The 20660-nt window shown below is 68.8% G+C and carries 21 protein-coding genes and 1 pseudogene; 11 read left to right on the top strand and 11 right to left on the bottom strand.

Features of this window, described 5'->3' with window-relative positions:
* Window positions 1-205: 205 nt before the first annotated feature.
* From I4Q42_RS05915 to I4Q42_RS05905, 3 genes are read right to left on the bottom strand one after another with little or no spacing between them, the layout of a single operon-like run.
* Window positions 206-544 carry a peptidase inhibitor I78 gene (locus tag I4Q42_RS05915; protein ID WP_198575125.1) on the bottom strand — a complete coding sequence of 113 codons (339 nt, stop codon included), beginning with the start codon at window positions 542-544 and terminating at the stop codon, window positions 206-208.
* Window positions 541-1002, bottom strand: a complete 462-nt coding sequence (locus tag I4Q42_RS05910) for a DNA polymerase III subunit chi (protein ID WP_198575124.1) — start codon at window positions 1000-1002, stop codon at window positions 541-543. The genes I4Q42_RS05915 and I4Q42_RS05910 overlap by 4 nt, the downstream gene beginning before the upstream one ends.
* Window positions 1003-1010: 8 nt before the next feature.
* Complete coding sequence (locus I4Q42_RS05905; RefSeq protein ID WP_198575123.1) at window positions 1011-2492, bottom strand: leucyl aminopeptidase; 1482 nt, start codon at window positions 2490-2492, stop codon at window positions 1011-1013.
* A 248-nt stretch (window positions 2493-2740) separates the two neighbouring features.
* Here I4Q42_RS05905 and lptF point away from each other — a divergent pair, with 248 nt between their 5' ends.
* The 8 genes from lptF to I4Q42_RS05865 all read left to right on the top strand — a co-directional run bounded on the left by lptF (window position 2741) and on the right by I4Q42_RS05865 (window position 11865).
* On the top strand, window positions 2741-3883 hold the full coding sequence (lptF, locus tag I4Q42_RS05900; RefSeq protein WP_198575122.1) for an LPS export ABC transporter permease LptF: 1143 nt from the start codon (window positions 2741-2743) through the stop codon (window positions 3881-3883).
* 11 nt (window positions 3884-3894) lie between these two features.
* Complete coding sequence (gene lptG, locus I4Q42_RS05895) at window positions 3895-4986, top strand: LPS export ABC transporter permease LptG (protein ID WP_232792919.1); 1092 nt, start codon at window positions 3895-3897, stop codon at window positions 4984-4986.
* Between the two features lie 28 nt (window positions 4987-5014).
* Complete coding sequence (locus I4Q42_RS05890; protein ID WP_232792864.1) at window positions 5015-7414, top strand: LPS-assembly protein LptD; 2400 nt, start codon at window positions 5015-5017, stop codon at window positions 7412-7414.
* A 168-nt stretch (window positions 7415-7582) separates the two neighbouring features.
* On the top strand, window positions 7583-8908 hold the full coding sequence (locus tag I4Q42_RS05885) for a peptidylprolyl isomerase (RefSeq protein WP_332873025.1): 1326 nt from the start codon (window positions 7583-7585) through the stop codon (window positions 8906-8908).
* Window positions 8905-9909, top strand: coding sequence for a 4-hydroxythreonine-4-phosphate dehydrogenase PdxA (gene pdxA / locus I4Q42_RS05880; protein ID WP_198575118.1), 1005 nt, complete (start codon window positions 8905-8907; stop codon window positions 9907-9909). Before I4Q42_RS05885 ends, pdxA begins: the two co-directional genes overlap by 4 nt.
* A 173-nt stretch (window positions 9910-10082) precedes the next feature.
* Window positions 10083-10916 (top strand): 16S rRNA (adenine(1518)-N(6)/adenine(1519)-N(6))-dimethyltransferase RsmA, encoded by an 834-nt coding sequence (gene rsmA, locus I4Q42_RS05875; protein WP_198575117.1) that lies wholly within the window; start codon window positions 10083-10085, stop codon window positions 10914-10916.
* Window positions 10917-11039: 123 nt separating this feature from the next.
* On the top strand, window positions 11040-11444 hold the full coding sequence (locus I4Q42_RS05870; protein WP_198575116.1) for a response regulator transcription factor: 405 nt from the start codon (window positions 11040-11042) through the stop codon (window positions 11442-11444).
* 22 nt (window positions 11445-11466) lie between these two features.
* Entirely contained in the window at window positions 11467-11865 is a 399-nt protein-coding gene (locus tag I4Q42_RS05865; protein ID WP_198575115.1) for a response regulator, read from the top strand.
* 118 nt (window positions 11866-11983) lie between these two features.
* Here I4Q42_RS05865 and gmk read toward each other — a convergent pair whose 3' ends face one another.
* The 6 genes from gmk to fabG form a co-directional block, all read right to left on the bottom strand.
* Window positions 11984-12640: a guanylate kinase gene (gene gmk, locus I4Q42_RS05860; protein ID WP_198575114.1), complete on the bottom strand. Its 657-nt coding sequence runs from the start codon at window positions 12638-12640 to the stop codon at window positions 11984-11986.
* A complete protein-coding gene (locus I4Q42_RS05855; protein ID WP_198575113.1) occupies window positions 12630-13511 on the bottom strand; it encodes a YicC/YloC family endoribonuclease in 882 nt (293 codons plus the stop codon). The genes gmk and I4Q42_RS05855 overlap by 11 nt, the downstream gene beginning before the upstream one ends.
* A 4-nt stretch (window positions 13512-13515) precedes the next feature.
* Window positions 13516-14610, bottom strand: a complete 1095-nt coding sequence (gene mltG, locus I4Q42_RS05850; protein WP_198575112.1) for an endolytic transglycosylase MltG — start codon at window positions 14608-14610, stop codon at window positions 13516-13518.
* Window positions 14611-14620: 10 nt separating this feature from the next.
* Window positions 14621-15901, bottom strand: coding sequence for a beta-ketoacyl-ACP synthase II (gene fabF / locus I4Q42_RS05845; protein WP_198575111.1), 1281 nt, complete (start codon window positions 15899-15901; stop codon window positions 14621-14623).
* Between the two features lie 176 nt (window positions 15902-16077).
* A complete protein-coding gene (locus I4Q42_RS05840; RefSeq protein ID WP_007672577.1) occupies window positions 16078-16317 on the bottom strand; it encodes an acyl carrier protein in 240 nt (79 codons plus the stop codon).
* A 160-nt stretch (window positions 16318-16477) separates the two neighbouring features.
* Window positions 16478-17218, bottom strand: a complete 741-nt coding sequence (gene fabG / locus I4Q42_RS05835) for a 3-oxoacyl-[acyl-carrier-protein] reductase (RefSeq protein ID WP_198575110.1) — start codon at window positions 17216-17218, stop codon at window positions 16478-16480.
* Window positions 17219-17241: 23 nt separating this feature from the next.
* Here fabG and I4Q42_RS26560 point away from each other — a divergent pair.
* Window positions 17242-17336: pseudogene (locus I4Q42_RS26560) on the top strand (hypothetical protein); the annotation flags it as partial.
* A 37-nt stretch (window positions 17337-17373) separates the two neighbouring features.
* Here the strand turns inward: I4Q42_RS26560 and fabD are convergent.
* Window positions 17374-18318 carry an ACP S-malonyltransferase gene (gene fabD / locus I4Q42_RS05830; protein WP_198575109.1) on the bottom strand — a complete coding sequence of 315 codons (945 nt, stop codon included), beginning with the start codon at window positions 18316-18318 and terminating at the stop codon, window positions 17374-17376.
* Between the two features lie 204 nt (window positions 18319-18522).
* Between fabD and I4Q42_RS05825 the strand changes: the two genes are divergently transcribed.
* Window positions 18523-19068, top strand: a complete 546-nt coding sequence (locus I4Q42_RS05825; protein ID WP_198575108.1) for a peroxiredoxin — start codon at window positions 18523-18525, stop codon at window positions 19066-19068.
* A 181-nt stretch (window positions 19069-19249) separates the two neighbouring features.
* Here the strand turns inward: I4Q42_RS05825 and I4Q42_RS05820 are convergent, their stop codons facing one another.
* Complete coding sequence (locus I4Q42_RS05820; RefSeq protein WP_198575107.1) at window positions 19250-19906, bottom strand: hypothetical protein; 657 nt, start codon at window positions 19904-19906, stop codon at window positions 19250-19252.
* Window positions 19907-20248: 342 nt separating this feature from the next.
* Here I4Q42_RS05820 and rpsF point away from each other — a divergent pair, with 342 nt between their 5' ends.
* Window positions 20249-20656, top strand: a complete 408-nt coding sequence (gene rpsF, locus I4Q42_RS05815) for a 30S ribosomal protein S6 (protein ID WP_110117828.1) — start codon at window positions 20249-20251, stop codon at window positions 20654-20656.
* The last annotated feature ends 4 nt before the right edge of the window (window positions 20657-20660 follow it).

Raw genomic sequence — 20660 nt, 5'->3', positions numbered from 1 at the left:
AACCGTAAAACCCCCGCGAAAGCGGGGCCCAGGTGTTTTATCGTCGAGGGCCGTGGTGGCAGAAAAAGCCTGGGTCCCCGCTTTCGCGGGGATTTTACGGGTGGGGGGAACGGGGATAGGACCGCGAGCGGCGTACCCCCTCACCCTCCCACGCTTCGCGCGGGCCCCTCCCTCTCCCTCTGGGAGAGGGATTTTTAGGCCGCCCTCAGCCGCACTTCACTTGCTGCACCACGCCTGTGTCCGGATTGAACAGGATGTTCAGGCGGTCGGGGCGGTAGTCCATGGTCACCGGGCAGGTGGTGCAGGCCACGCGCCAGCGGGAGGGATCGACCGGGGCCGGGAGCGCGGTGCGGTTCTTGCCGACGAAGGTTTGCGCGTCCTTGAGGCCGCACTGGTCCTTTTCGGGCTCCGGGGGCTTCGGCAGGGCGATGGCGGGCGGGGCGACGGGGGTTTCGGGCGGCGGCGGCGGGGCGGGTTCGGGCGCGCCCGTCGAGCAGGCCGCCAGGATCATCGCCGCACCCAGAATTACGCCGAACCGCTTCATGCCTTCTTCTCCCATCCGCGTTCGGCCTGCTGCCAGTAGGACACCGGGTGGCCGGCCGCCTTGAACGCCTTCCAGCGGCCCCGCGCCAGCCGCAGGGCCTCTTCGTCACGGCCGTCGAATAGCAGGATGCAGCGCGCGAAGTCGCCCAGATCCCCCGGCTCGGCGCCGTCGAGCAGGAACAACGCATCGCCGCCGTTCGGGTTGTCGAGCCCGGCGCTGAGCAGCACCGGCTGGCGCTCGGCCATGGGCTCCTCGGCCAGGCCGTGGGGCAGGAAGCTGTCGTCGCGCCAGGTCCAGAGGTGGGCGTCCAGCGCGTTGAGGCGCGCCGGATCCCCGCCCCGGACCAGAGCCTTCCAGCCGCGCCCCAGCGTCTTTTCCAGCAGCTCGGGCAGCACCTGTTCGGCGCTGCTTCGCTCCAGATGGTAGAACCAGATCTCGCAGTGCGCGGCGGAAGTCATGCCTGGCTTCAGCCTTCGTAGGCGTCGGCGACGAGGCGGTTGAGCAGGCGCACGCCGAAGCCCACCGCGCCGTCCGGCACGGTCGGGTCGGACGAGCCCTTGCGCCAGGCGGTCGAGGCGATGTCGAGGTGGGCCCACGGCACGCCGTTGACGAAGCGCTGCAGGAACAGGCCGGCGGTGATCGAGCCGGCCGGGCGGCCGCCGATGTTCTTCATGTCGGCGATCGGGCTTTCGATCTGCTTCTCGTAGGCCTTGGGCAGCGGCAGGCGCCACAGGGGCTCGCGCTCGGACTCGCCGGCGGCCAGCAGCTTCTCCGACAGGCCGTCGTTGTTGCTGAACAGGCCGGCGTAGTCGTTGCCCAGCGAGATGATGATCGCGCCGGTCAGGGTGGCGAGATCGATCATGAACTTCGGCTTGAAGCGGTCCTGCGTGTACCAGAGGGCGTCGGCCAGGACGAGGCGGCCTTCGGCGTCGGTGTTGATGACCTCGATGGTCTGGCCCGACATCGAGGTGACGACGTCGCCGGGACGCTGGGCGTTACCGTCGGGCATGTTCTCGACGAGGCCGAGCACGCCGATGGCGTTGACCTTGGCCTTGCGGCCGGCCAGGGCGTGCATGACGCCGGCCACGGCGGCCGCGCCGCCCATGTCCCACTTCATGTCTTCCATGCCGTCGGCCGGCTTGATCGAGATGCCGCCGGTGTCGAAGCAGACGCCCTTGCCGACGAAGGCGATGGGCTGGGCCGACTTGTCGGCCGCGCCGTTCCAGCGGGCGATGACCAGCTGGCTCTCGCGGACGCTGCCCTGGCCGACGCCGAGCAGGCTGCCCATGCCGAGCTCGGCCATGGCGGCCTCGCCGAGGATCTCGACCTCCAGGCCCAGGCTTTCCAGGCCCTTCACGCGGGCGGCGAACTCTTCCGGATGCAGGATGTTGGCCGGCTCGGAGACCAGGTCGCGACTGAACAGGATGGCGTCGGCGATCGGCTCGAGGGCGGCGAAGGCCTTCTGGGCCTTGGCCGGATCGGCGGCGGCGACCTTGACGGTGGCGACCGAGGGCTTCTTCTCGGCCTTCTCGGTGGTGCGGTACTTGTCGAAGCGATAGGCGGCCAGCTTGACGCCGAAGGCGACGCGGGCGGCGGTCTCGGCGTCGCCGCCGAGCTTGAGCAGCAGTTCGGTGACGCCCGAGGTCTTCACCGCGTTGTAGGCGTGGGCGGCGGCGATCTCGATCGTCTCCGGCTCGACCGCGCCGGACCCATCGACGCCGATGACGACGACGCGGGCGGCGTCGAGGCCGGCGGGCGCGACGATGTCGAGCACCTGGCCCTTGGCGCCGATGAAGCGGCCGCCGGCCGCGGCGCGGGCGATCGCGCCGCCGGCGGCGTCGTTAACGGCCTTGGCCTCGGGCGAAAGGGCGGCGGCCTCGTAGGCCAGGACCGCGAGGGCGGCGTTGGCGCCGGCCTGGCTGTCGGCGGTGACGAACTCGATACGCATTGAGCGCTCCTGGGAAGCGGAAGACCCGGTCGCGGCGCGGCCTTGAGAAGGCCGCGATCCGACACGACAGGACGTGAACGCCCGGCATAGTCCATGCCGCATCCGGGGAAAAGACCGTCGCCGTTCACAGCCCCGTCACGCCGTCCCACATCATGTCTTCGGTTGTGCCAAGCCGAGCCAGACGTGTAGAACACGCCAACCGCCGGGGTTCGCCGCGCGAATCCGTGAAGCCCCCGAAACACCCCTCAATGCGCCTGATCGAACGCTATCTCTTCCGACAGCTGGTCGGGCCGACCATCCTGGCCACCGCGGCCCTGGCGGCGCTGGCCCTGCTGGCGCGAAGCCTGTCGGAGTTCGACATCCTGGTCGAGCAGCGCCAGACCGCGCTGATCTTCGCCAAGATGATCCTCTTGGCCCTGCCCCAGCTGCTGAACATCATCATGCCGGTGGCCGTGTTCGTGGCCGCCCTGGTGGCGCTGAACCGTCTGCACACCGAGCAGGAGATCGTCGTCTGCTTCGCCGGCGGCATGAGCCGCTGGCGGGTGATCTCGCCGGCCATGAGGCTGGCGGTGGGCGCGGCCCTGATCTCGCTGGCGCTGGGGCTGTGGGCCCAGCCCTGGTCGGCGCGGTTGATCCGCGAGACCGCCTTCGACATGAAGACCGACCTGGCCTCGACCCTGGTGCGGCCCGGCGAGTTCACCGAGCCCGGACCGGGCCTGACCGTCTACGCCCAGTCGATCGACCGCGACAGCCTGATCAAGAACCTCTTCATCCACCAGGAAAAGCCCAACGGCGGCTCGGTCACCTACACGGCCCGCGAAGGCGTCATCGCCAAGCGCAACGACCTGCCGGTGCTGATCATGCGCAAGGGCTCGAACCAGGAGTTCTCCAGCAACGGCGTGCTGAACTACCTGTCGTTCGAGGAATACGTCTTCGACCTGTCGACCCTGTTCCAGAGCGACGAGCTGCTGCACTACAAGATCGCCGACCGCTATCCGCACGAGCTGTTCTTCCCGGACATGACCCAGGAGTGGGAGCAGCATAACCGCGTGAAGCTGATCGCCGAGGGCCATTCGCGGCTGTCGAGCCCGCTCTACAACATCGCCATGATGGCCATGGCCCTGGCGGCCGTGATCGGCGGCTCGTTCAGCCGCATGGGCTACGCCAAGCGGATCGCCGCCGTCGGCGCAGCCGCGGCGGTGATCCGCATCGTCGGCTTCGGCGTGCAGGCGGCCTGCGACGACAACGTCTGGCTGAACGTGCTGCAATACGCCGTGCCTATCGGCGCCATCTGGTGGGGGCTGTCGCAGATCTTCCGGCAGAAGATCATGCGCTACGTGCCCATCGGCAAGCATCGCGACGACCTCCAGCCGCTGGGAGCCGCCTCGTGATCGGTCCGGGCATGATCGAGCGCTACGTGCTGCGCAAGACGCTGGCCTCGCTGGGCGCGGCCCTGGCGGTGCTGGGCGCGCTGGTGATGCTGATCGCCTTCGTCGACATCGCCCGCAATGTCGGCACGCGCTCGGAGGACGCGGGCTTTGGCCAGCTGCTGTACCTGACCGTGCTGCAGGCGCCGGCCACCCTGCTGACCCTGACGCCGTTCATCTTCCTGTTCGGCACCCTGGGCGCATTCGTCGGCCTGAACCGCCGCAGCGAGCTGATCGCCATGCGCGCGGCCGGCGTCTCGGCCTGGCGCTTCATCTTGCCGGCGGCCTTCGCGGCCTTCGCCATGGGCATCGTCACGGTCACCCTGCTGAACCCGCTGACGGCGGCGATGAGCACGCGTTTCGAGACCGAGCGCGACGCGCTGATGGCCGGCTATCTGAAGAACGCCCCCAAGGGCGCCTGGCTGCGGCAGGGCGACGACAAGCGCCAGATCGTCATCCGCGCCCGCATGCGCGACACGGTCGGCGGCGCGGTGCGCCTGCGCGGCGTGTCGTTCTTCGTCTACGACGTGCAGCCCAACGGCAGCCTGGTGTTCTCGCGCCGCTACGAGGCGGCCGAGGCGCGGCTGGAGCCGGGCTTCTGGCGCCTGACCGGCGTCAGCGAGGCCACGCCCGGCGCCGGCGCCCTGCGCTCGGAAAGCGCCTCGGTGCCGTCGGACCTGGACGAGCGCACCGCCTCCGACCGCTTCAAGAACCCGCAGGCCGTGGCCTTCTGGCGCCTGCCCGAGACCATCGCCCGCACCGAGGCGGCCGGCTTCTCAGCGACGCCGTTCAAGATGCGCCTGCAGCAGATGCTGGCCACGCCGCTGCTGTTCGCGGCGATGTCGGTGCTGGCGGCGGCCTTCTCGCTGCGCCTGATGCGCCTGGGGGGCCTGGCGGCCCTGGCCGGCTCGGGCGTGGCCCTCGGCTTTGGCTTCTTCTTCTTCAACGAACTGTGCGGCGCGCTTGGCAAGGCCGATGTCCTGGGGCCGATCCTGGCCGCCTGGACCCCGCCGGCCGCGGCGCTTTTGGCGGGTTTGACCCTGCTTTGCTATACCGAGGATGGTTGAGTCTGTGACGCCGGCATCGAGGCCCCTGATGATCGATCTAAGCCCAGCGCCTGGCGCGGCGGTTCGCAAGCTGCTGATGGCCGGCGTGGCCTGGCTGGCGTTCGCCGCGAGCGCGGCCGCCGCCCAGCCCGCCCTGACGACGATCCCGGAAGTTCCGGCCAGACCCGCCGTTCCCGACGACGGCCTGGGCGACGACGGCTACTATCTCGAATCCGATCTGCTGATCCGCGACGACACCACCCAGACCATGACCGCGCGCGGTTCGGTCGAGGTGCGCTACCAGGGCCGCGTGCTGCGCGCCCAGGAAGTGATCTACGACACCAAGACCGGCGTGGTGACCGCCCACGGCAAGGTTTCGCTGATCAACGCCGACGGCACGGCCCAGTTCGCCGACGACCTGACCCTGGACAAGGACATGCGCGCCGGCTTCGCGCGCAACTTCTCCACGCGCCTGGACGAGAACGTCAAGATCGCCGCCGCTACGGCCATCCGCCGCAACGAGCAGGTCACCGAGCTCAACCAGGCGATCTACACCCCCTGCGACGTCTGCGCCGAAAAGCCCAAGCCGACCTGGTCGATCGAAGCCGACAAGGTGGTGCAGGATAAGAGCAAGAAGATCGTCTACTACCACGGCGCCCGCATCCGCCTGTGGGGCGCGCCGCTGCTTTACCTGCCGCTGTTCTGGCACCCGGACCCGCAGGCCGAGCAGAGCTCGGGCTTCCTGACGCCGAAGGTCGGGCTGTCGAAGAAGCGCGGACTTTCGTACCAGCAGCCCTATCTGCAGGTTCTCTCGCCGTCTTCGGATGTCATCGTAAGTCCTCAGATCAACACGAAAATCAATCCGTTCGTGAACGTCAATTTCCGCAAGCGCTTCTACTCGGGCATGCTCGAGGCGCGCTTCGGGGCGACGTACGAGAAGGAATTCGACAACCGGGGCAATCGCTTCGGCGAGGCGACCACCCGCAGCTACATCCTGGCCAAGGGCGCCTTCGACATCGACGACAAGTGGAAGTGGGGCTTCAGCGCCGAGCGCGCCTCCGACGCCCTGCTGTTCGACAAGTACGACATCAACGACGTCTACCAGCAGCGCGGCCTGTTCACGAGCGAGGACCACCGTCTGACCTCGCAGGTCTACGCCTCGCGGCAGGACGAGCGGTCGTGGTTCTCGGTCTCGGCCGTCTCGGTGCAGGGCCTGCGGGTCGTCGGCACCGATTCCTCGACGGGCCTGGGCAACAAGTTCGAGAACAGCGGCGCCTTCCCGTTCATCGGCCCGCTGGTCGAGGGCCGCTGGGAGCCTGAATCGCCGGTGCTGTTCGGGCGCCTGCGCCTGCAGGGCTCGGGCGTGATGCTGAACCGCTCGGAGTCGCAATACGGAGAGTCGCCCTACGCCTTCACCGCCTATCGGGGCGAGGACGGCGTCGACAGCGTTCGCGGCAGCTTCCAGGCCGACTGGCGCGCCAGCGCGGTGGTCGGGCCGGGCCTGCGCATCCAGCCCTTCGCCCAGGCCCGCGCCGACGCCTACAAGGTCAAGGGCATCTACCTGACGACGGCGGCCCTGGCGGCCGGCGACGACGCCGAGGTCAACTATTCCCGCGCCCTGGGCGTGGCCGGGGTGGACCTCAGCCTGCCGCTCTACAAGGGCCTGAAGAACGGCGGCAGCGTCGTGCTGGAGCCCCTGGTGCAGATCGCCTCGGGCTCGGACAGCTCGCGGGTGCCGGTGGTGGTGGCGCGCAACGGGACCACGACCTACCTCTACAACGAGGACAGCTCGGCCTTCGAGTTCGACGAGACCAACCTGTTCCGCACCAACAAGTCGCCGGGCTTCGACCTCTATGAGGGCGGCACGCGGGCCAATGTCGGCGGCCGGGCGACCTTTAACACCGCCGACGGCCGCGGCGGCAGCATCCTGGTCGGGCGCAGCTTCCGCACCGAATACGATCCGCTGCTGCCGGAACGCACGGGCCTGCAGGACAAGTCGTCCGACTGGATCGTGGCCGCCACGGTCACGCCGGTGCGCGGCATCAACGCCTATATCCGCACGCGCCTGGACTCCGACACCACCAAGATCAACCGCCTGGAAACCGGCGCAGACGCCTATACCTCGCGGGTCCAGGGCTCGTTCCGCTACCTGAAGGACAATGTCGACTCCAACGGCGAGCGGCAGGAAAACTTCGAGACCCGGGGCCAGTTGAAGCTGACCGACAAGTGGGCCCTGACCGCCTTCGGCCAGCTCGACCTGGTGGCCGAGACCTGGCGCCGTCGCGACCTGGGGATCGCCTACACGGACGATTGCATCCGGGTGGACATCATCTACCAACACGAAGACCGCTATAGCTCGACCGTTACCGGGCTGAAGCTCCAGCCAGACGAGTCGATCGTGGTCCGCCTAACCCTCGCCACATTAGGTGATACAGGGTACAGCGACTAAGAAATCCATCGCGCCGGGGGGCGTGCGGGGGTCCGCACCCGTCCATATGGCGTATCGAGGCGCGATCGCCCACAGGGGCGCTCGCGCCATCAGAGGCTTGAAATCGAGGCCGATCCCAAGGGGTCGGGCTCCAGAGGAACGACACTACCCATGCGGCCTGCGCGTAGCGTGACGACTTTCGCGGCCAGCGCCGCGTCCATTCTCGCCCTGACCATGGCGGGCCTTCCGGCGCACGCCCAGCAGGCCGCGCCCGTCATCGACGCCCCCGCGGCGGCCCCGCCCCAGGCTCGGGCCAATCCGCTGTCGGAAAGCGTCGCGGCCGTCGTCAACGACGACATCATCTCGTCCTACGACCTGATGCAGCGCATGCGCCTGCTGATGGTCACCTCGGGCCTGCAGCCGACCCAGGAAAACCTGCCCCAGCTGGAGCAGGAAGCCCTGCGCTCGCTGATCGACGAGCACGTCCAGATGCAGGAGCTGCGTCGGGTCGAGAAGGAACAGAAGATCACGATCATCTCGACCGACAAGGAAGTCGACGAGGAGATCGGCGGCATCGCCCAGGGCAACAAGATGACCGCCCAGCAGCTGCTGGACCAGCTGGCCGCCCAGGGCGTCAGCGCCGACACCTGGCGCGCCCAGATCCGCGCCGAGACCAGCTGGCAGAACTGGATCAGCGGCCGCTACGGCTCGCGCCTGCGCATCGGCGAAGACCAGATCAAGGCCTTCCAGCGCCGCCTGTCCGAATCGGCCAGCAAGCCGCAGTACCAGGTCAGCGAAGTGTTCATCGACGCCACCCGCGTCGGCGGCCCGGACGTGGCCCTGAACGGGGCCCGCCAGCTGGTGACCCAGATCCAGCAGGGCGCGCCCTTCCCGGCCGTGGCCCGCCAGTTCTCGGCCGCCGCCACCGCGGCCAACGGCGGCGACGCCGGCTGGGTCAGCCCCGGCGAAATGCCGGCCGAGGTCGACGTGGCCCTGGAACAGCTGCGCCCCGGCCAGCTGTCGACCCCGATCCCGGTCAAGGACGGCGTCTACATCGTCTATCTGCGCGACAAGCGTTCGGGCTCCAAGGCGACCCTGGTCGACCTGAAGCAGGTGGCCGTGGCCCTGCCCAAGGACGCGCCGGAAGCCGACGTCCAGGCCGCCACCGTCCTGCTGGCGGGCCTGAAGCCCAAGCTGACCAGCTGCCCGACCCTGGAGGCCGAGGCCGGCAAGGTCAGCGGCGTCGTGGCCGGCGACCTCGGCGAAGCCGAGATCGGCGACCTGGCTCCTGCCTTCCAGGAAGCCGCCAACGCCCTCAACGTCGGCCAGGTGTCGGACCCGATCCGCACCGACGCCGGCCTGCACCTGATCGCGGTGTGCGGCAAGCGCCAGTCCGGCGCCGCCGCCCCGAACCACGACCAGATCGAAAACCGCCTGCGTGGTCAGCAACTTGCGCTGATCTCCAAACGTTACCTGCGAGACCTGCGCAACTCCGCCACCATCGAGACCCGGTGAAGACAGACATCCTGGCCCTCAGCGTCGGCGATCCCGCCGGCGTAGGGCCCGAGATCATCGCCAAGGCCTGGGGCCAGCTTCGGGAAACCGGGCCGGCCTTCATGGCCGTCGGCGACCTGCAGAGCCTGGCCGCGGCCGGCGGCGGGGTTAAGGTCAAGGCCGTGACGGGGCCGGTCGAAGCCGCCAAGGTCTTCGCCGACGCCCTGCCCGTGCTGGACACGCCCCTGCAGTCGCCGGTGATCGCCGGCCAGCCGTCCAGCGCCCACGCCGCCCAGATCATCCGCTGCATCGAGACCGGCGCGGGCCTGGCGCTGTCGGGCGCCGTGGCCGGCCTGGTCACCGCCCCGATCGCCAAGGCGCCGCTGTACGAAGCCGGCTTCAAGTTTCCCGGTCATACCGAGTTCCTGGCCGAGCTGACCGCCCCTGCGCCCTATGCCGGGGCCCGCGGGCCGGTGATGATGCTGACCGCCGCCGACCTGCGCGCCACCCTAGTGACGATCCACCAGGCGGTGGGCACGGTTCCGGCCGCCCTGACCATCGACCGCATCGTCGCGGCCGGCCTGGTCACCGCCCAGGCCCTGAAGACCGATTTCGGCATCGCCCAGCCGCGCCTGGCCGTGGCCGCCCTCAATCCGCACGCCGGCGAAGGCGGGGCCCTGGGTCGCGAGGAGATCGAGACGATCATCCCGGCCGTGGCGGCCCTGCGGGCCCGCGGCGTCGACGCCCGCGGCCCCTCGCCCGCCGACAGCCTGTTCCATCCCGACGCGCGCAAGACCTATGACGGGGTGCTGTGCATGTACCACGACCAGGCCCTGATCCCGGTGAAGATGCTCGACTTCTGGGGCGGGGTGAACGTCACCCTGGGCCTGCCGATCGTGCGCACCTCGCCCGACCATGGCACGGGCTTCGACATCGCCGGGCGCGGCCTGGCCCGTCCCGACAGCCTGATCGCCGCCCTGCGCCTGGCCGCCGAGATCGCCGCCCGGCGCGCGGCCAGCTGAAAACAGCGCTCATTGCGTGGTCCTCGCCCTTCGACGGGCTCAGGGTGAGGACCATTGCAGGCCTGGACTGTAGAAAAACCTTATCCTGAGCTTGTCGAAGGACGAGGTTTTCGTCTCGGAAGGCCGTGCGATCCATCCTAGGCTTACGCGGCAATTCGAATTAGACGAAGGCGATGACGATCCCTTCCCTCGCCAACCTGCCGCCGCTGCGCGAGGCGCTCGAACGCCACGGCCTGCTGGCCCGCAAGAGCTTCGGCCAGCACTTCCTGCTCGACCTCAACATCACCCGCAAGATCGCGCGCATGGCGCAGGTGGGCGAAGGCGACACGGTGATCGAGGTCGGCCCCGGCCCCGGCGGCCTGACGCGGGCCCTGCTGGAGACCGGCGCCAAGGTGATCGCCGTCGAGAAGGACAGCCGCTTCCTGCCGCTGCTGGGCGAGCTGGCCGAGGCCGCCGACGGCCGCCTGACCCTGGTCGAGGGCGACGCCCTGCGGGCCGACATGGCGGCCCTGGCGGGCGGCCCGGCGCACATGGTGTCGAACCTTCCCTACAATGTCGGCACCCAGCTCCTGATCGACTGGCTGACGGGACCGTTCCGGCCGCTGTCGATGACCCTGATGTTCCAGAAGGAGGTCGCCGACCGCATCGCCGCCCAGGACGGCGACGACGCCTATGGGCGGCTGGCGGTGATCTCGCAGACGGTGTGCTCGGCCAAGGTGGTCATGGACCTGCCGGCCCGCGCCTTCACCCCGCCGCCGAAGGTGGCTTCGGCCGTGGTCCACCTGGTCCCGCTGGCGCCGGCCCCCGACAAGGCCATGGTCTCGGCCCTGGAGCGGGTGACGGCCGCCGCCTTCGGCCAGCGGCGCAAGATGCTGCGCTCCAGCCTCAAGACCCTGGGCGGCGGCGCTCTGTGCGAGGCGGCCGGGATCGATCCGGACGCCCGCGCCGAGACCATTTCCGTCGACGGCTTCCAGGACCTGGCCAGAGCCTTTCAGGCTCTGATTTGAGTGTTAGAGCGCGCCCGGGCGGGTTAGCCGCTCAACACCTAACCCTGGCGCGCTCCGGCGCCCTGATCGCCGCCGCCTGAGCCGGCGCTTGCCATTCTGCTCCGGCGGAGGAATCATTTGGTCATGCAGGCCTCGCCCGAGCAGCAGCACCCGGTCCTGGTGGTCGACGACGACCCGTTGGTGACCGAATTCGTCCGGTTTCGGCTGGAGATGGACGGCTTCGCCGTCGAGGTGGCCCACAACGCCGAAGACGCCCTGGCCGCCGCCATCCGCCGTCCGCCGCACGTCTTCCTGCTCGACGTCGGCCTGCCCGAGATCAACGGCCTGACCCTGCTGCGCCGTCTGAGGGCCGAAAAGCGGCTCAAGGACGTGCCGGCGATCATGATCACCGCCTCGGCGGCCGGCGCCAACGTCAAGGCCGCCATGGAAGCCGGGGCGGTCGGCTACGTGCTCAAGCCGTTTTCCGCCGACGACCTGTTGCAAAGGGTGCGCGCGGCGACCAAGAACCAGTCTCGCGTCTGGTTGTGACGCGCGCGTACGGAGACCCCGCATGACGTCCCGTCCCCTGGCCCTGGTGATCGACGACGACACTCTGATGCTGGAGTTCGTGGCCGGCGCGCTGATCGATGGCGGCTTCGACGTCCAGACGGCCGAAGGCGCCCAGAGCCTGCTGACCGACGTGCAGGACCGCAAGCCGGCGATCGTCTTCCTCGACGTGCGCATGCCGGGCGAGACGGGGATCGAGGTGCTGCGGCGGCTGCGGGTCAGCGACTGGGGCCGCGAGGTGCCGGTGGTGATCATGACCGGCGAGCGGCGCCTGGACCGCGTGGTCGAGGCGATGAGCGCCGGGGCCACCACCTACATGATGAAGCCCTTCACCGCCGTGCAGATCGTCATGCGGGCCCGCGAGCTGATCCAGCCGCGCGAGAGCGGCAGCTTCCACTACTGAGTGGGGGGCTAAAACCTCGCCCTTCGACAAGCTCAGGGTGAGGTTTTCTTAGCGTCCAGCCCGTCCTTGACCCTCATCCTGAGCCTGTCGAAGGACGAGGATCACGCAGTGATCCCGCTCAGATCTCCTCGCCCAGCAGGTCCTGCACCAGATCCCCGATCCACGGGTTGCGGGCGCGCTTGTGGCGTTCGGCGTGGTAGATGTGGGCCAGGTCCGCATAGGCCTTGTCGAAGTCGTCGTTGAGCACGACGTAGTCGAACTCTTCCCAGGCGGCGACCTCGTCCTTGGCGCGCGACAGGCGGCGGGCGATGACCTCTTCGCTGTCCTGGCTGCGAGCGTGCAGGCGGCGGCTCATCTCGGCCAGGGACGGCGGCAGGATGTAGACCAGCACGCTGTCGGGGCCGGCCTGGGTGTGCACCTTCATGGCGCCCTGGAAGTCGATGTCGAACAGCACGCTCTCGCCGCGCTCCAGCGCCTCCAGGATCGGGGCCTTGGGGCTGCCGTAGTAGTTGCCGTAGACCTCGGCCCACTCGAAGAAGGCGTCTTCCTCGATCATCGCCTTGAACTTGTCCTTGGAGACGAAGTGGTAGTCGCGGCCGTCGTGCTCGCCGGGGCGCGGCTCGCGGGTGGTGGCGCTGATCGACAGGTGCAGGTCGCCATGGTCGGCCACCAGGCGGCGGGTCAGCGAGGTCTTGCCGACGCCCGAGGGGGCCACGACCATCAGCAGGAGGCCGCGGTGCTTGCGCCCGCTCTTGTCGGCCGGGTTATTCGACATTCTGAACCTGTTCGCGAAACTGTTCGATCGTGGCCTTGAGTTCCAGGCCGTGGGCGGTCAGCGCGGTCAGCGCCGACTTGCTGCAGAGGGTGTTGGCCTCGCGCATGAATTCCTGGGACAGGAAGTCGAGGCGGCGGCCCGAGGCGGTGTCGCTGGCCAGCAGGGTGCGGGCGGCGGCGACGTGGCCGGCCAGACGGTCGAGCTCCTCGCGGACGTCGGCCTTGACCGCCAGGGCGGCGGCTTCCTGCAGGATGCGGTCGGGCGAGGCGCTTTCGCCCAGCAGCTCGGCCATGCGGCGCTCGAAGCGCTGCTTGAGGATGGCCGGCTGGCCCTCGGCCTCGGCGGCGGCGAGGCTCGTGAGGGTCTCGATGCGGTCGACCAGACCGGCCAGCACCGGGGCGAGCGAAGCCCCCTCCTCCTGGCGCGCGGCCTTCAGGCCGTCGAGGGCCTGGTGCAGGCTGGCGGCCATGGCGGCCTCGAGGGCGGCGCGGGCGTCGGCATCCTCGTCGTCCTCGCGGACCTCGATGACCCCGCGTAGGGCCAGCAGGCCGTCGAGGCTGGGCTTGGCGACCATGCCGGTGGCGACATAGGGGCTGCCGGCCTTCAGATAGCGCTCCAGCACCTCGACATTGACCTGCGGGGCGGCGGCGGCCTCGGCCTTGCGAGCCTGGACGTTGACGGTCAGCTGGCCGCGCTGGAAGCGGGCCTGCGCCCCGTCACGGGCGGCGCGGTCGAGGCTGTCCAGGCCCGGCGGGCCGCGGAAGCGGGTCTCGAGGTTGCGGCCGTTGACGCTGCGGGCCTCGACGGCCCAGCTCCAGTCGCCCAGGGCGCCTTCGACGCGCGCGAAACCTGTCATGCCCGAAAGCGCCATGCGATCAGTCTCCCGCCGACGGCGGCGCCGTGGTCTTGGCCTGGCGCTCGATCTTGCGCCACTGGGCGACGTTGCGCTCGTGCTCTTCGTAGGTCTTGGCGAAGACGTGGCCGCCGGTGCCGTCGGCGACGAAATAGAGCTCGTCGGTCTTGGGCGGGTTCATCACCGCCGCCAGGGCCGCGCGGCCCGGATTGGCGATCGGCGTCGGCGGCAGGCCGGGGATCTTGTAGGTGTTGTAGGGCGTGACCGTGTCCAGCTCCGACCGGCGCAGGCCCCGGCCCAGGGGCCGGCCGCGGGTGATGCCGTAGATCACGGTGGGATCGGTATCCAGCCGCATGCCGATGCGCAGGCGGTTGATGAACAGGGCCGCGACGCGCGGACGCTCGCTGGCCAGGCCCGTCTCCTTCTCGACGATCGAGGCCAGGGTGACGGCCTCGTCCTTGGTCTGGAACGGCAGGCCCTGCTCGCGGTCGGCCCAGAGGGCGTTCAGCACCTTGTCGCGGTCGTCCATCATCCGCTGCAGGACGGCGGCCCGCTCCTCGCCGCGCTCGACCTGATAGGTCTCGGGCAGGACGGCGCCTTCCGGCGGGGTGGGCACGTCGCCGACCAGCACGTCGGAGCGCTGCAGGATCTCGACGACCATCTCGGAGGTCACGCCCTCGGGCACGGTGACCTGGTGGCGCACCACCTTGCCGTCGCGGACCATGGCCAGGACGGTGGAGAGCGAGGCGCCGGTGGGGAATTCGTATTCGCCGGCCTTCAGCCTGCGGGCCGCGCCGGTGATCTGCGAGGCGGTCAGGAACAGCGACGAGGAGCGGATCGCCCCGCCCGCTTCCAGCGCGCCGGCGATCTCGGAGACGCTGGCCCCGCGACGCAGGACCACCGAGGTGTATTCGCCGTTCTTGGCCTTGGGGCCGGGCCCGCCATAGACCCAGACGGCCCCGCCGGCGACGACGAGCGCCGCGACCGCGGCGACCACCAGGCCGCCGCCGGCCATGGCGGCCAGGCGACGCCCCAGGGTCGCGGTTTCCCGTTTACGGGCGCCCGACGCCCGCTTGGACGCCGGAGCCTTCTTCTGCGGACGCGGGGCCTTGCTCACGAGACTTGGCTCACGAGACTTTACGGAACACGACGGAGGCGTTGGTGCCGCCGAAGCCGAAGCTGTTGGATACCGCCACGTCGATCTTCTTCGGCACGGCCTTGTTGGGCGCCAGGTTCATCGGCACGTCGACGTCGGGATTGTCGAGGTTGATGGTCGGCGGGCAAATCTGGTCGCGGATGGCCAGGATCGAGAAGATCGACTCGATCGCGCCGGCCGCGCCCAGCAGGTGGCCGGTCATCGACTTGGTCGAGGACATCACCACGTTCTTGGCGTGATCGCCGAGGAACCGGGCCACGGCGCCGGCTTCCAGGCCGTCGGCCATGGTCGAGGTGCCGTGGGCGTTGATGTAGTCGATGTCCGAGGGCTGGAGGCCCGCGTCCTTGACCGCCGCCGCCAGGGCGCGGCCGCCGCCTTCGCCGTCCTCGGCCGGGGCGGTGATGTGATAGGCGTCGCCCGACAGGCCGTAGCCGACCACTTCGGCGTAGATCTTGGCCCCACGGGCCTTTGCGTGCTCGTACTCCTCGAGCACGACGGCGCCGGCGCCCTCGCCCATGACGAAGCCGTCGCGGTCCTTGTCGTAGGGACGCGAGGCCTTTTCGGGGGTGTCGTTATAGGCCGTGGCGACGGCGCGGCAGGCGATGAAGCCGGCGATGCCGATCTTGCAGACGGCCGCTTCCGCGCCGCCGGCCACCATCACGTCGGCGTCGCCGTACTTGATCAGGCGGGCGGCGTCGCCGATGGCGTGGGCGCCGGTGGCGCAGGCCGTGACCACGGCGTGGTTGGGGCCCTTGAAGCCGTAGCGGATCGAGACCTGGCCCGAGATCAGGTTGATCAGGGCCGAGGAGATGAAGAACGGGCTGACGCGGCGCGGGCCCTTGGCTTCCAGCTCCAGGGCGGTGTCGGCGATCGTCGACAGGCCGCCGATGCCCGAGCCGAGGATGACGCCCGTGCGCCACTTCTGCTCGTCGGTTTCCGGCACCCAGCCCGAATCCTTCACCGCCTCGTCCGCCGCGGCGATGCCGTAGAGGATGAAGTCGTCCACGCGCTTCTGATCGCGCGGGCTCATGGTCTGGTCGGGGTCGAACGAACCCTCGACATCCGGACCGCCGCCGCCGCGACCGTCGACCCGCGGCACTTCGCAGGCGACCTGGCAGGCATAGTCGGTCGGATCGAAAGCCGTGATGCGGCCCGCGCCGGACTTGCCGGCCAGGATGTTCTTCCAGGACGTCTCGACGCCCTGGCCCAGAGGAGTCAGCAGGCCCAGCCCGGTGACGACGACTCTACGCATGGATTGCTCCCAACCTTCCGACGCACCGTTCTCGGACGATAAGGCTAACCCCTATCGGCCGGTTGCGGCGCGAATCTTGGCCACATACGAAAACCGCCGCGCGCACGATGGCAAGAGCCCGTGCTGCGCGGCGGCTGATAGTCCTGTTCGCCCGTGAGGGTACGAACCCGACGCCCTTAGGCGCCGGTCTTTTCCGTGATGAACTTCACGGCGTCGCCAACCGTCTGGATGTGCTCAGCCGCGTCGTCCGGAATTTCGATGTCGAATTCTTCTTCGAACGCCATGACCAGCTCGACGTTGTCGAGGCTGTCGGCGCCCAGGTCGTCGATGAAGCTAGCCTTCTCGGTGACCTTCTCGGGATCGGCATCCAGGTGTTCGATGACGATCTTACGCACGCGCTCGAGAATGTCGGACATTCTGTTAGTCCCTCGTTTTGATATCTGTTTACCCCACGACCGGCTGAAAATATTCGCCGTCCGCGAGATGTCGGGTCACCGCCTATCACGTTCCTTTTCGGGTGACCAGCGGGTCAGCCGCGAAGAAGCGGGGCCATTTAAAGCCCAAGGCGGCGTTCGCCTAGATCATGGCCATGCCGCCGTTGACGTGCAAGGTCTGACCGGTGACGTAACCACCTTGATCGCTGGCCAGGTAAACGCAGGCGGCGGCGATATCGCTCCCTTCGCCCAGCTTTCCGGCCGGAATGGTCGACAGGATGCCGGCCTTCTGGGCGTCGTTCAGGGAGTCGGTCATCGGGCTGGCGATGAAGCCGGGGGCGACGCAGTTGACGGTCACGCCGCGGCTGGCCAGTTCCTGGGCCAAGGCCTTGGAAAACCCGATCATTCCGGCCTTGGAGGCCGCGTAGTTGGTCTGGCCGGGGTTACCGGTGACGCCCACCACCGAGGTGATGCCGATGATGCGGCCGGCGCGGCGCTTCATCATGCCCTTGGCGGCGGCGCGGGCCAGGCGGAAGTAGCCTTCCAGGTTCACCTTGATGACGGTTTCCCAGTCCTCGTCCTTCATCCGCACGATCAGGCCGTCGCGGGTAATGCCGGCGTTGGCGATGACGATGTCGAGCGGGGCGCCGGCGGCTTCCTCGGCCTTGGCGACCAGGCCGTCGACCTGTGCGGCGTCCGACAGATTCGCCACGACGAACGAGGCGCGCTCGCCCAGCTCGGTCTTCAGTTCGGTCAGGGCCGATTCGCGGGTGCCCGAGAGCACGACGTGGGCGCCCTGGCCGTGCAGGGCCCGGGCGATGGCGCCGCCGATGCCGCCGGTGGCGCCGGTGACGAGGGCGGTCTTGCCGGTGAGGTCGAACATTTTTCGTTCTCCGTTTCGGAGGGATTGAGCGCGAAAACCTCGTCCTTCGACAAGCTCAGGATGAGGTTTTCAAACGGATCGCCGCGCCGGTCGTCCTCATCCTGAGCTTGTCGAAGGATAAGGACGTGGCAAGGCGGAAGATCAGAGCGACGCCTTCAGAGCGAGTTGGCGAAGGCTTCGAGGTCGGCCGGGCTGTTGAGCGGGGTCGCCTCGGCGTCCGGGGCGATGCGCTTGGCCATGCCCGACAGCACCTTGCCGGCGCCGGCCTCGGCGAAGCGGGTGACGCCGCCCTCGCCGGCCAGCCAGGTCATGCTCTCGCGCCAGCGGACGCGGCCGGTGACCTGCTCGACCAGCAGCTTGCGGATGACGTCCGGATCATGGACCGGCGATGCGGTGACGTTGGCCAGCAGCGGGGCCCTGGGGGCCAGGATGGTGGTCACGGCCAGGGCGGCGGCCATCTCGTCGGCGGCCGGCTGCATCAGCGGGCAGTGGAACGGGGCCGAGACGTTCAGCGGAATGGCGCGGGCGCCCAGTTCCTTGGCCTTCTCGATGGCCTTGTCGACCGCGGCCTTGGCGCCGGAGATCACGACATTGCCGTTGTTGTTGTCGTTGGCGACGACGCAGACGCCGACTTCCGAGCCGGCGGCGGCGGCCGCTTCGGCCAAAGCGAGATCGGTCTTGGGACCGATCAGCGAGGCCATGGCGCCCTCGCCCACCGGCACGGCGCGCTGCATGGCCTGGCCGCGCAGCTTCAGCAGGCGCGCGGTGTCGGTCAGGCTGATGGCGCCGGCGGCGGCCAGGGCCGAATATTCGCCGAGGCTGTGGCCAGCCACGAATGCGGCGCGCTCGATGCCGATCCCGAACTCCTTCTCGAGGGTGCGGGTCACGGCCAGGCTGACGGCCATCAGGGCCGGCTGGGCGTTCTCGGTCAGGGTGAGATCACCCTCCGGACCTTCGCGCATCAGCTGGGAGAGTTTCTGGCCCAGGGCGTCGTCGACCTCCTGGAACACCTCGCGGGCGGACGCGAAGGCCTCCGCCAGCTCGACGCCCATGCCGACCGATTGGCTGCCCTGCCCCGGGAAGATGAAGGCGATGCTCATGGCGGCCCGCTCCTCTGTAATTCAATGTCTTGGGGGCGGAGGGTTAGGGGAAACCCAAGGCCTGGGCAAGCCGGACCGACGTTTTGCCCCCGCTTGCTTTCCCTAAGGGCCGTCGCTTGCTTTCCGTTGGGGCGCGTCCACATTGCTCGCCGTTCCGTATCTGAACGCGCACCGCTCTTCCCCCGCCCTATCGGAGTCGCCAAGATGAAACGCCTCGCCCTCGCCGCCTCGCTGGCTGCTTTCGGCCTGCTGGCCGCCGCCCCCGCCCTGGCGGCGCTGAAGCCCGGCGACAAGGCCCCCGACTTCACCGCCCCGGCGGCCCTGGCCGGCAAGGACTTCGAGTTCAAGCTGAGCAAGGCGCTGAAGAAGGGCCCGGTGGTGCTGTATTTCTTCCCGGCCGCCTACACCTCGGGCTGCACGGCCGAGGCCCACGAGTTCGCCGAGGCCACGCCCGAGTTCGAAAAGCTGGGCGCGACGGTGATCGGCGTCACCGGCGGCAATGTCGACCGGATCAAGGAGTTCTCGAAGGAGCACTGCCGCGACAAGTTCGCCGTGGCCGCCGCCAGCCCGGCCCTGATCAAGGACTACGACGTCAAGCTGCCGCTGAAGGACACCATGTCCAACCGCACCTCCTACGTCATCGCGCCGGGCGGCAAGGTGCTGCTGGCTTATAGCGACCTGAACTTCCAGGGCCACGTGACCCAGACCATGGAGGCGGTGAAGGCCTACAAGGCGGGGAAGAAGAAGTAGGGGGCGGGGGCGCCCTGCCCTCCCTCCATTCCTGTATCTGAAGTCATCGCCCGGCTTGTCCGGGCGACCCAAGCTGACTTTGCGATCCTGACATGTCGCTTGGGTCGCCCGCATGAAGCGGGCGATGACTTTTTGTAGGGGGAGTTTTTGAAGACAGCGGCGCGCTCGCCGCGCCCTACCGCTACCAGTTGGTCTTGATCAGCTTGACCATGAAGCGGCCGTCCTGCAGCCGCTCGTCCTCGGCGCGGAGGCTGACCGAGAACTCGGCCGGGATGTCGAACGGGCGGATCAGGGCGAAGTCGACGCCCTCGTCGCCGATGGTGCCGCCGCCGAAGCCGATAGCGGCGACCTGGCGGCCGTCCAGCGTCAGGGCCGAGCGCAGATTGGCGCGGGCCAGCGGAATGGCGGCCGGGACGATCATCGAGCGGGTGGCGTTCATGTCGACCGACAGGCTGACATAGTTCGACTTGGGCAGGTCGCCGAAGCCGAACAGCCGCGACATCGACGAGCGGAAGCCGGCCTCGCGCTTGTTGAGCGAGGCGCCCAGGGCCACGGCGTGGGGGCTGGGCCCTTCCTGCGCCTTGGCCGTGAGGTTCAGGTTCACGTCGTAGGTGGGCTGCTCGATATTGCCGGCCACCTTGGCCGTGAAGTCGACCCGCTCGGCGTCGGTCGACAGGTCGACCGGCAGGGCGGCCGAATAGCCCGTGAAGCGGCCGTCGTTGGACGACACCGACAGGTCGGGCTTGCGCAGCAGGGTCTGGGCGAAGGTCGGGGCGGCCGTCATCGACAGCGCGATCGCGCCGCCAAGGATCAAGCTTCTGAGGATGCTGCCCCGCATGCTCCTTCCCTATCCACCGAAGGTGTTAACGGCAAGCTGACTTCCGCTACGAAAGCCATTTCGCCGCGGAAATTTCGACGCAGAAAGGCCTGCGGCGCGGCGGCTCTGCACATTGCGCCCGCATTTCAGGCGCCCCGCCCGGCGCTCGACGGCCAGGCGCCGGATGGATCCTCGCCTTGCCTCGCACCGCCGTTTCCTGTAATAGCGCGCGCTCTATTGGAAGGCGGTCTTGCGCGAACCCCTCACGGGGCCGGGATTATCCCGCTCGTCGCACAGGATCCATCGTGGTTGTCGGACTTCCGTCGCCGACCGCGCCGCCTTCCACAACGGAAGAAGGAAAACATGTCGTTCTACGAACACGTGGTCATCGCGCGGCAGGACATCTCGCCGCAACAGGCCGAAGCTCTCAACGAGCAAATCAAGACCCTGATCGAAGAAGGTGGTGGTCACATCGCCAAGATCGAATACTGGGGTCTGCGTAACCTCACCTATCGCATCAAGAAGAACCGCAAGGGCCACTACTCCCTGCTCGCCATCGACGCCCCGGCGCCGGCGGTGAAGGAACTGGAGCGCCAGCTGTCGATCAACGAAGACGTGCTGCGTTTCCTGACCATCCGCGTGGAAGAGCTGGACCTGGAACTGTCGCCGGTTCTGGCCCGTCGCGACCGTGAGCGCAGCGATCGCCCCGAGCGTTCGGACCGCCCTGAGCGTTCCGAGCGTCCGCGCGAAGACTTCGCCCCGCAAGCGTAAGGGA

Source organism: Caulobacter hibisci, assembly GCF_016135805.1.
Taxonomy (GTDB): domain Bacteria; phylum Pseudomonadota; class Alphaproteobacteria; order Caulobacterales; family Caulobacteraceae; genus Caulobacter; species Caulobacter hibisci.
Note: the sequence above shows the minus strand (reverse complement) of the source record. Positions and strands in the feature narration are given on the sequence as shown.

Bases quoted from the DNA above. Each gene is read 5' to 3' on its own strand.
- I4Q42_RS05890 (WP_232792864.1), top strand. From the start codon at position 5,015: ATGATCGATCTAAGCCCAGCGCCTGGCGCGGCGGTTCGCAAGCTGCTG.
- lptF (WP_198575122.1), top strand. From the start codon at position 2,741: ATGCGCCTGATCGAACGCTATCTCTTCCGACAGCTGGTCGGGCCGACC.
- I4Q42_RS05855 (WP_198575113.1), bottom strand. From the start codon at position 13,511: ATGGCGCTTTCGGGCATGACAGGTTTCGCGCGCGTCGAAGGCGCCCTG.
- rsmA (WP_198575117.1), top strand. From the start codon at position 10,083: ATGACGATCCCTTCCCTCGCCAACCTGCCGCCGCTGCGCGAGGCGCTC.
- fabG (WP_198575110.1), bottom strand. From the start codon at position 17,218: ATGTTCGACCTCACCGGCAAGACCGCCCTCGTCACCGGCGCCACCGGC.
- fabF (WP_198575111.1), bottom strand. From the start codon at position 15,901: ATGCGTAGAGTCGTCGTCACCGGGCTGGGCCTGCTGACTCCTCTGGGC.
- I4Q42_RS05820 (WP_198575107.1), bottom strand. From the start codon at position 19,906: ATGCGGGGCAGCATCCTCAGAAGCTTGATCCTTGGCGGCGCGATCGCG.
- I4Q42_RS05870 (WP_198575116.1), top strand. From the start codon at position 11,040: ATGCAGGCCTCGCCCGAGCAGCAGCACCCGGTCCTGGTGGTCGACGAC.
- rpsF (WP_110117828.1), top strand. From the start codon at position 20,249: ATGTCGTTCTACGAACACGTGGTCATCGCGCGGCAGGACATCTCGCCG.
- gmk (WP_198575114.1), bottom strand. From the start codon at position 12,640: ATGTCGAATAACCCGGCCGACAAGAGCGGGCGCAAGCACCGCGGCCTC.
- fabD (WP_198575109.1), bottom strand. From the start codon at position 18,318: ATGAGCATCGCCTTCATCTTCCCGGGGCAGGGCAGCCAATCGGTCGGC.
- lptG (WP_232792919.1), top strand. From the start codon at position 3,895: ATGATCGAGCGCTACGTGCTGCGCAAGACGCTGGCCTCGCTGGGCGCG.
- I4Q42_RS05915 (WP_198575125.1), bottom strand. From the start codon at position 544: ATGAAGCGGTTCGGCGTAATTCTGGGTGCGGCGATGATCCTGGCGGCC.
- I4Q42_RS05905 (WP_198575123.1), bottom strand. From the start codon at position 2,492: ATGCGTATCGAGTTCGTCACCGCCGACAGCCAGGCCGGCGCCAACGCC.
- I4Q42_RS05825 (WP_198575108.1), top strand. From the start codon at position 18,523: ATGAAACGCCTCGCCCTCGCCGCCTCGCTGGCTGCTTTCGGCCTGCTG.
- I4Q42_RS05840 (WP_007672577.1), bottom strand. From the start codon at position 16,317: ATGTCCGACATTCTCGAGCGCGTGCGTAAGATCGTCATCGAACACCTG.
- I4Q42_RS05910 (WP_198575124.1), bottom strand. From the start codon at position 1,002: ATGACTTCCGCCGCGCACTGCGAGATCTGGTTCTACCATCTGGAGCGA.
- I4Q42_RS05865 (WP_198575115.1), top strand. From the start codon at position 11,467: ATGACGTCCCGTCCCCTGGCCCTGGTGATCGACGACGACACTCTGATG.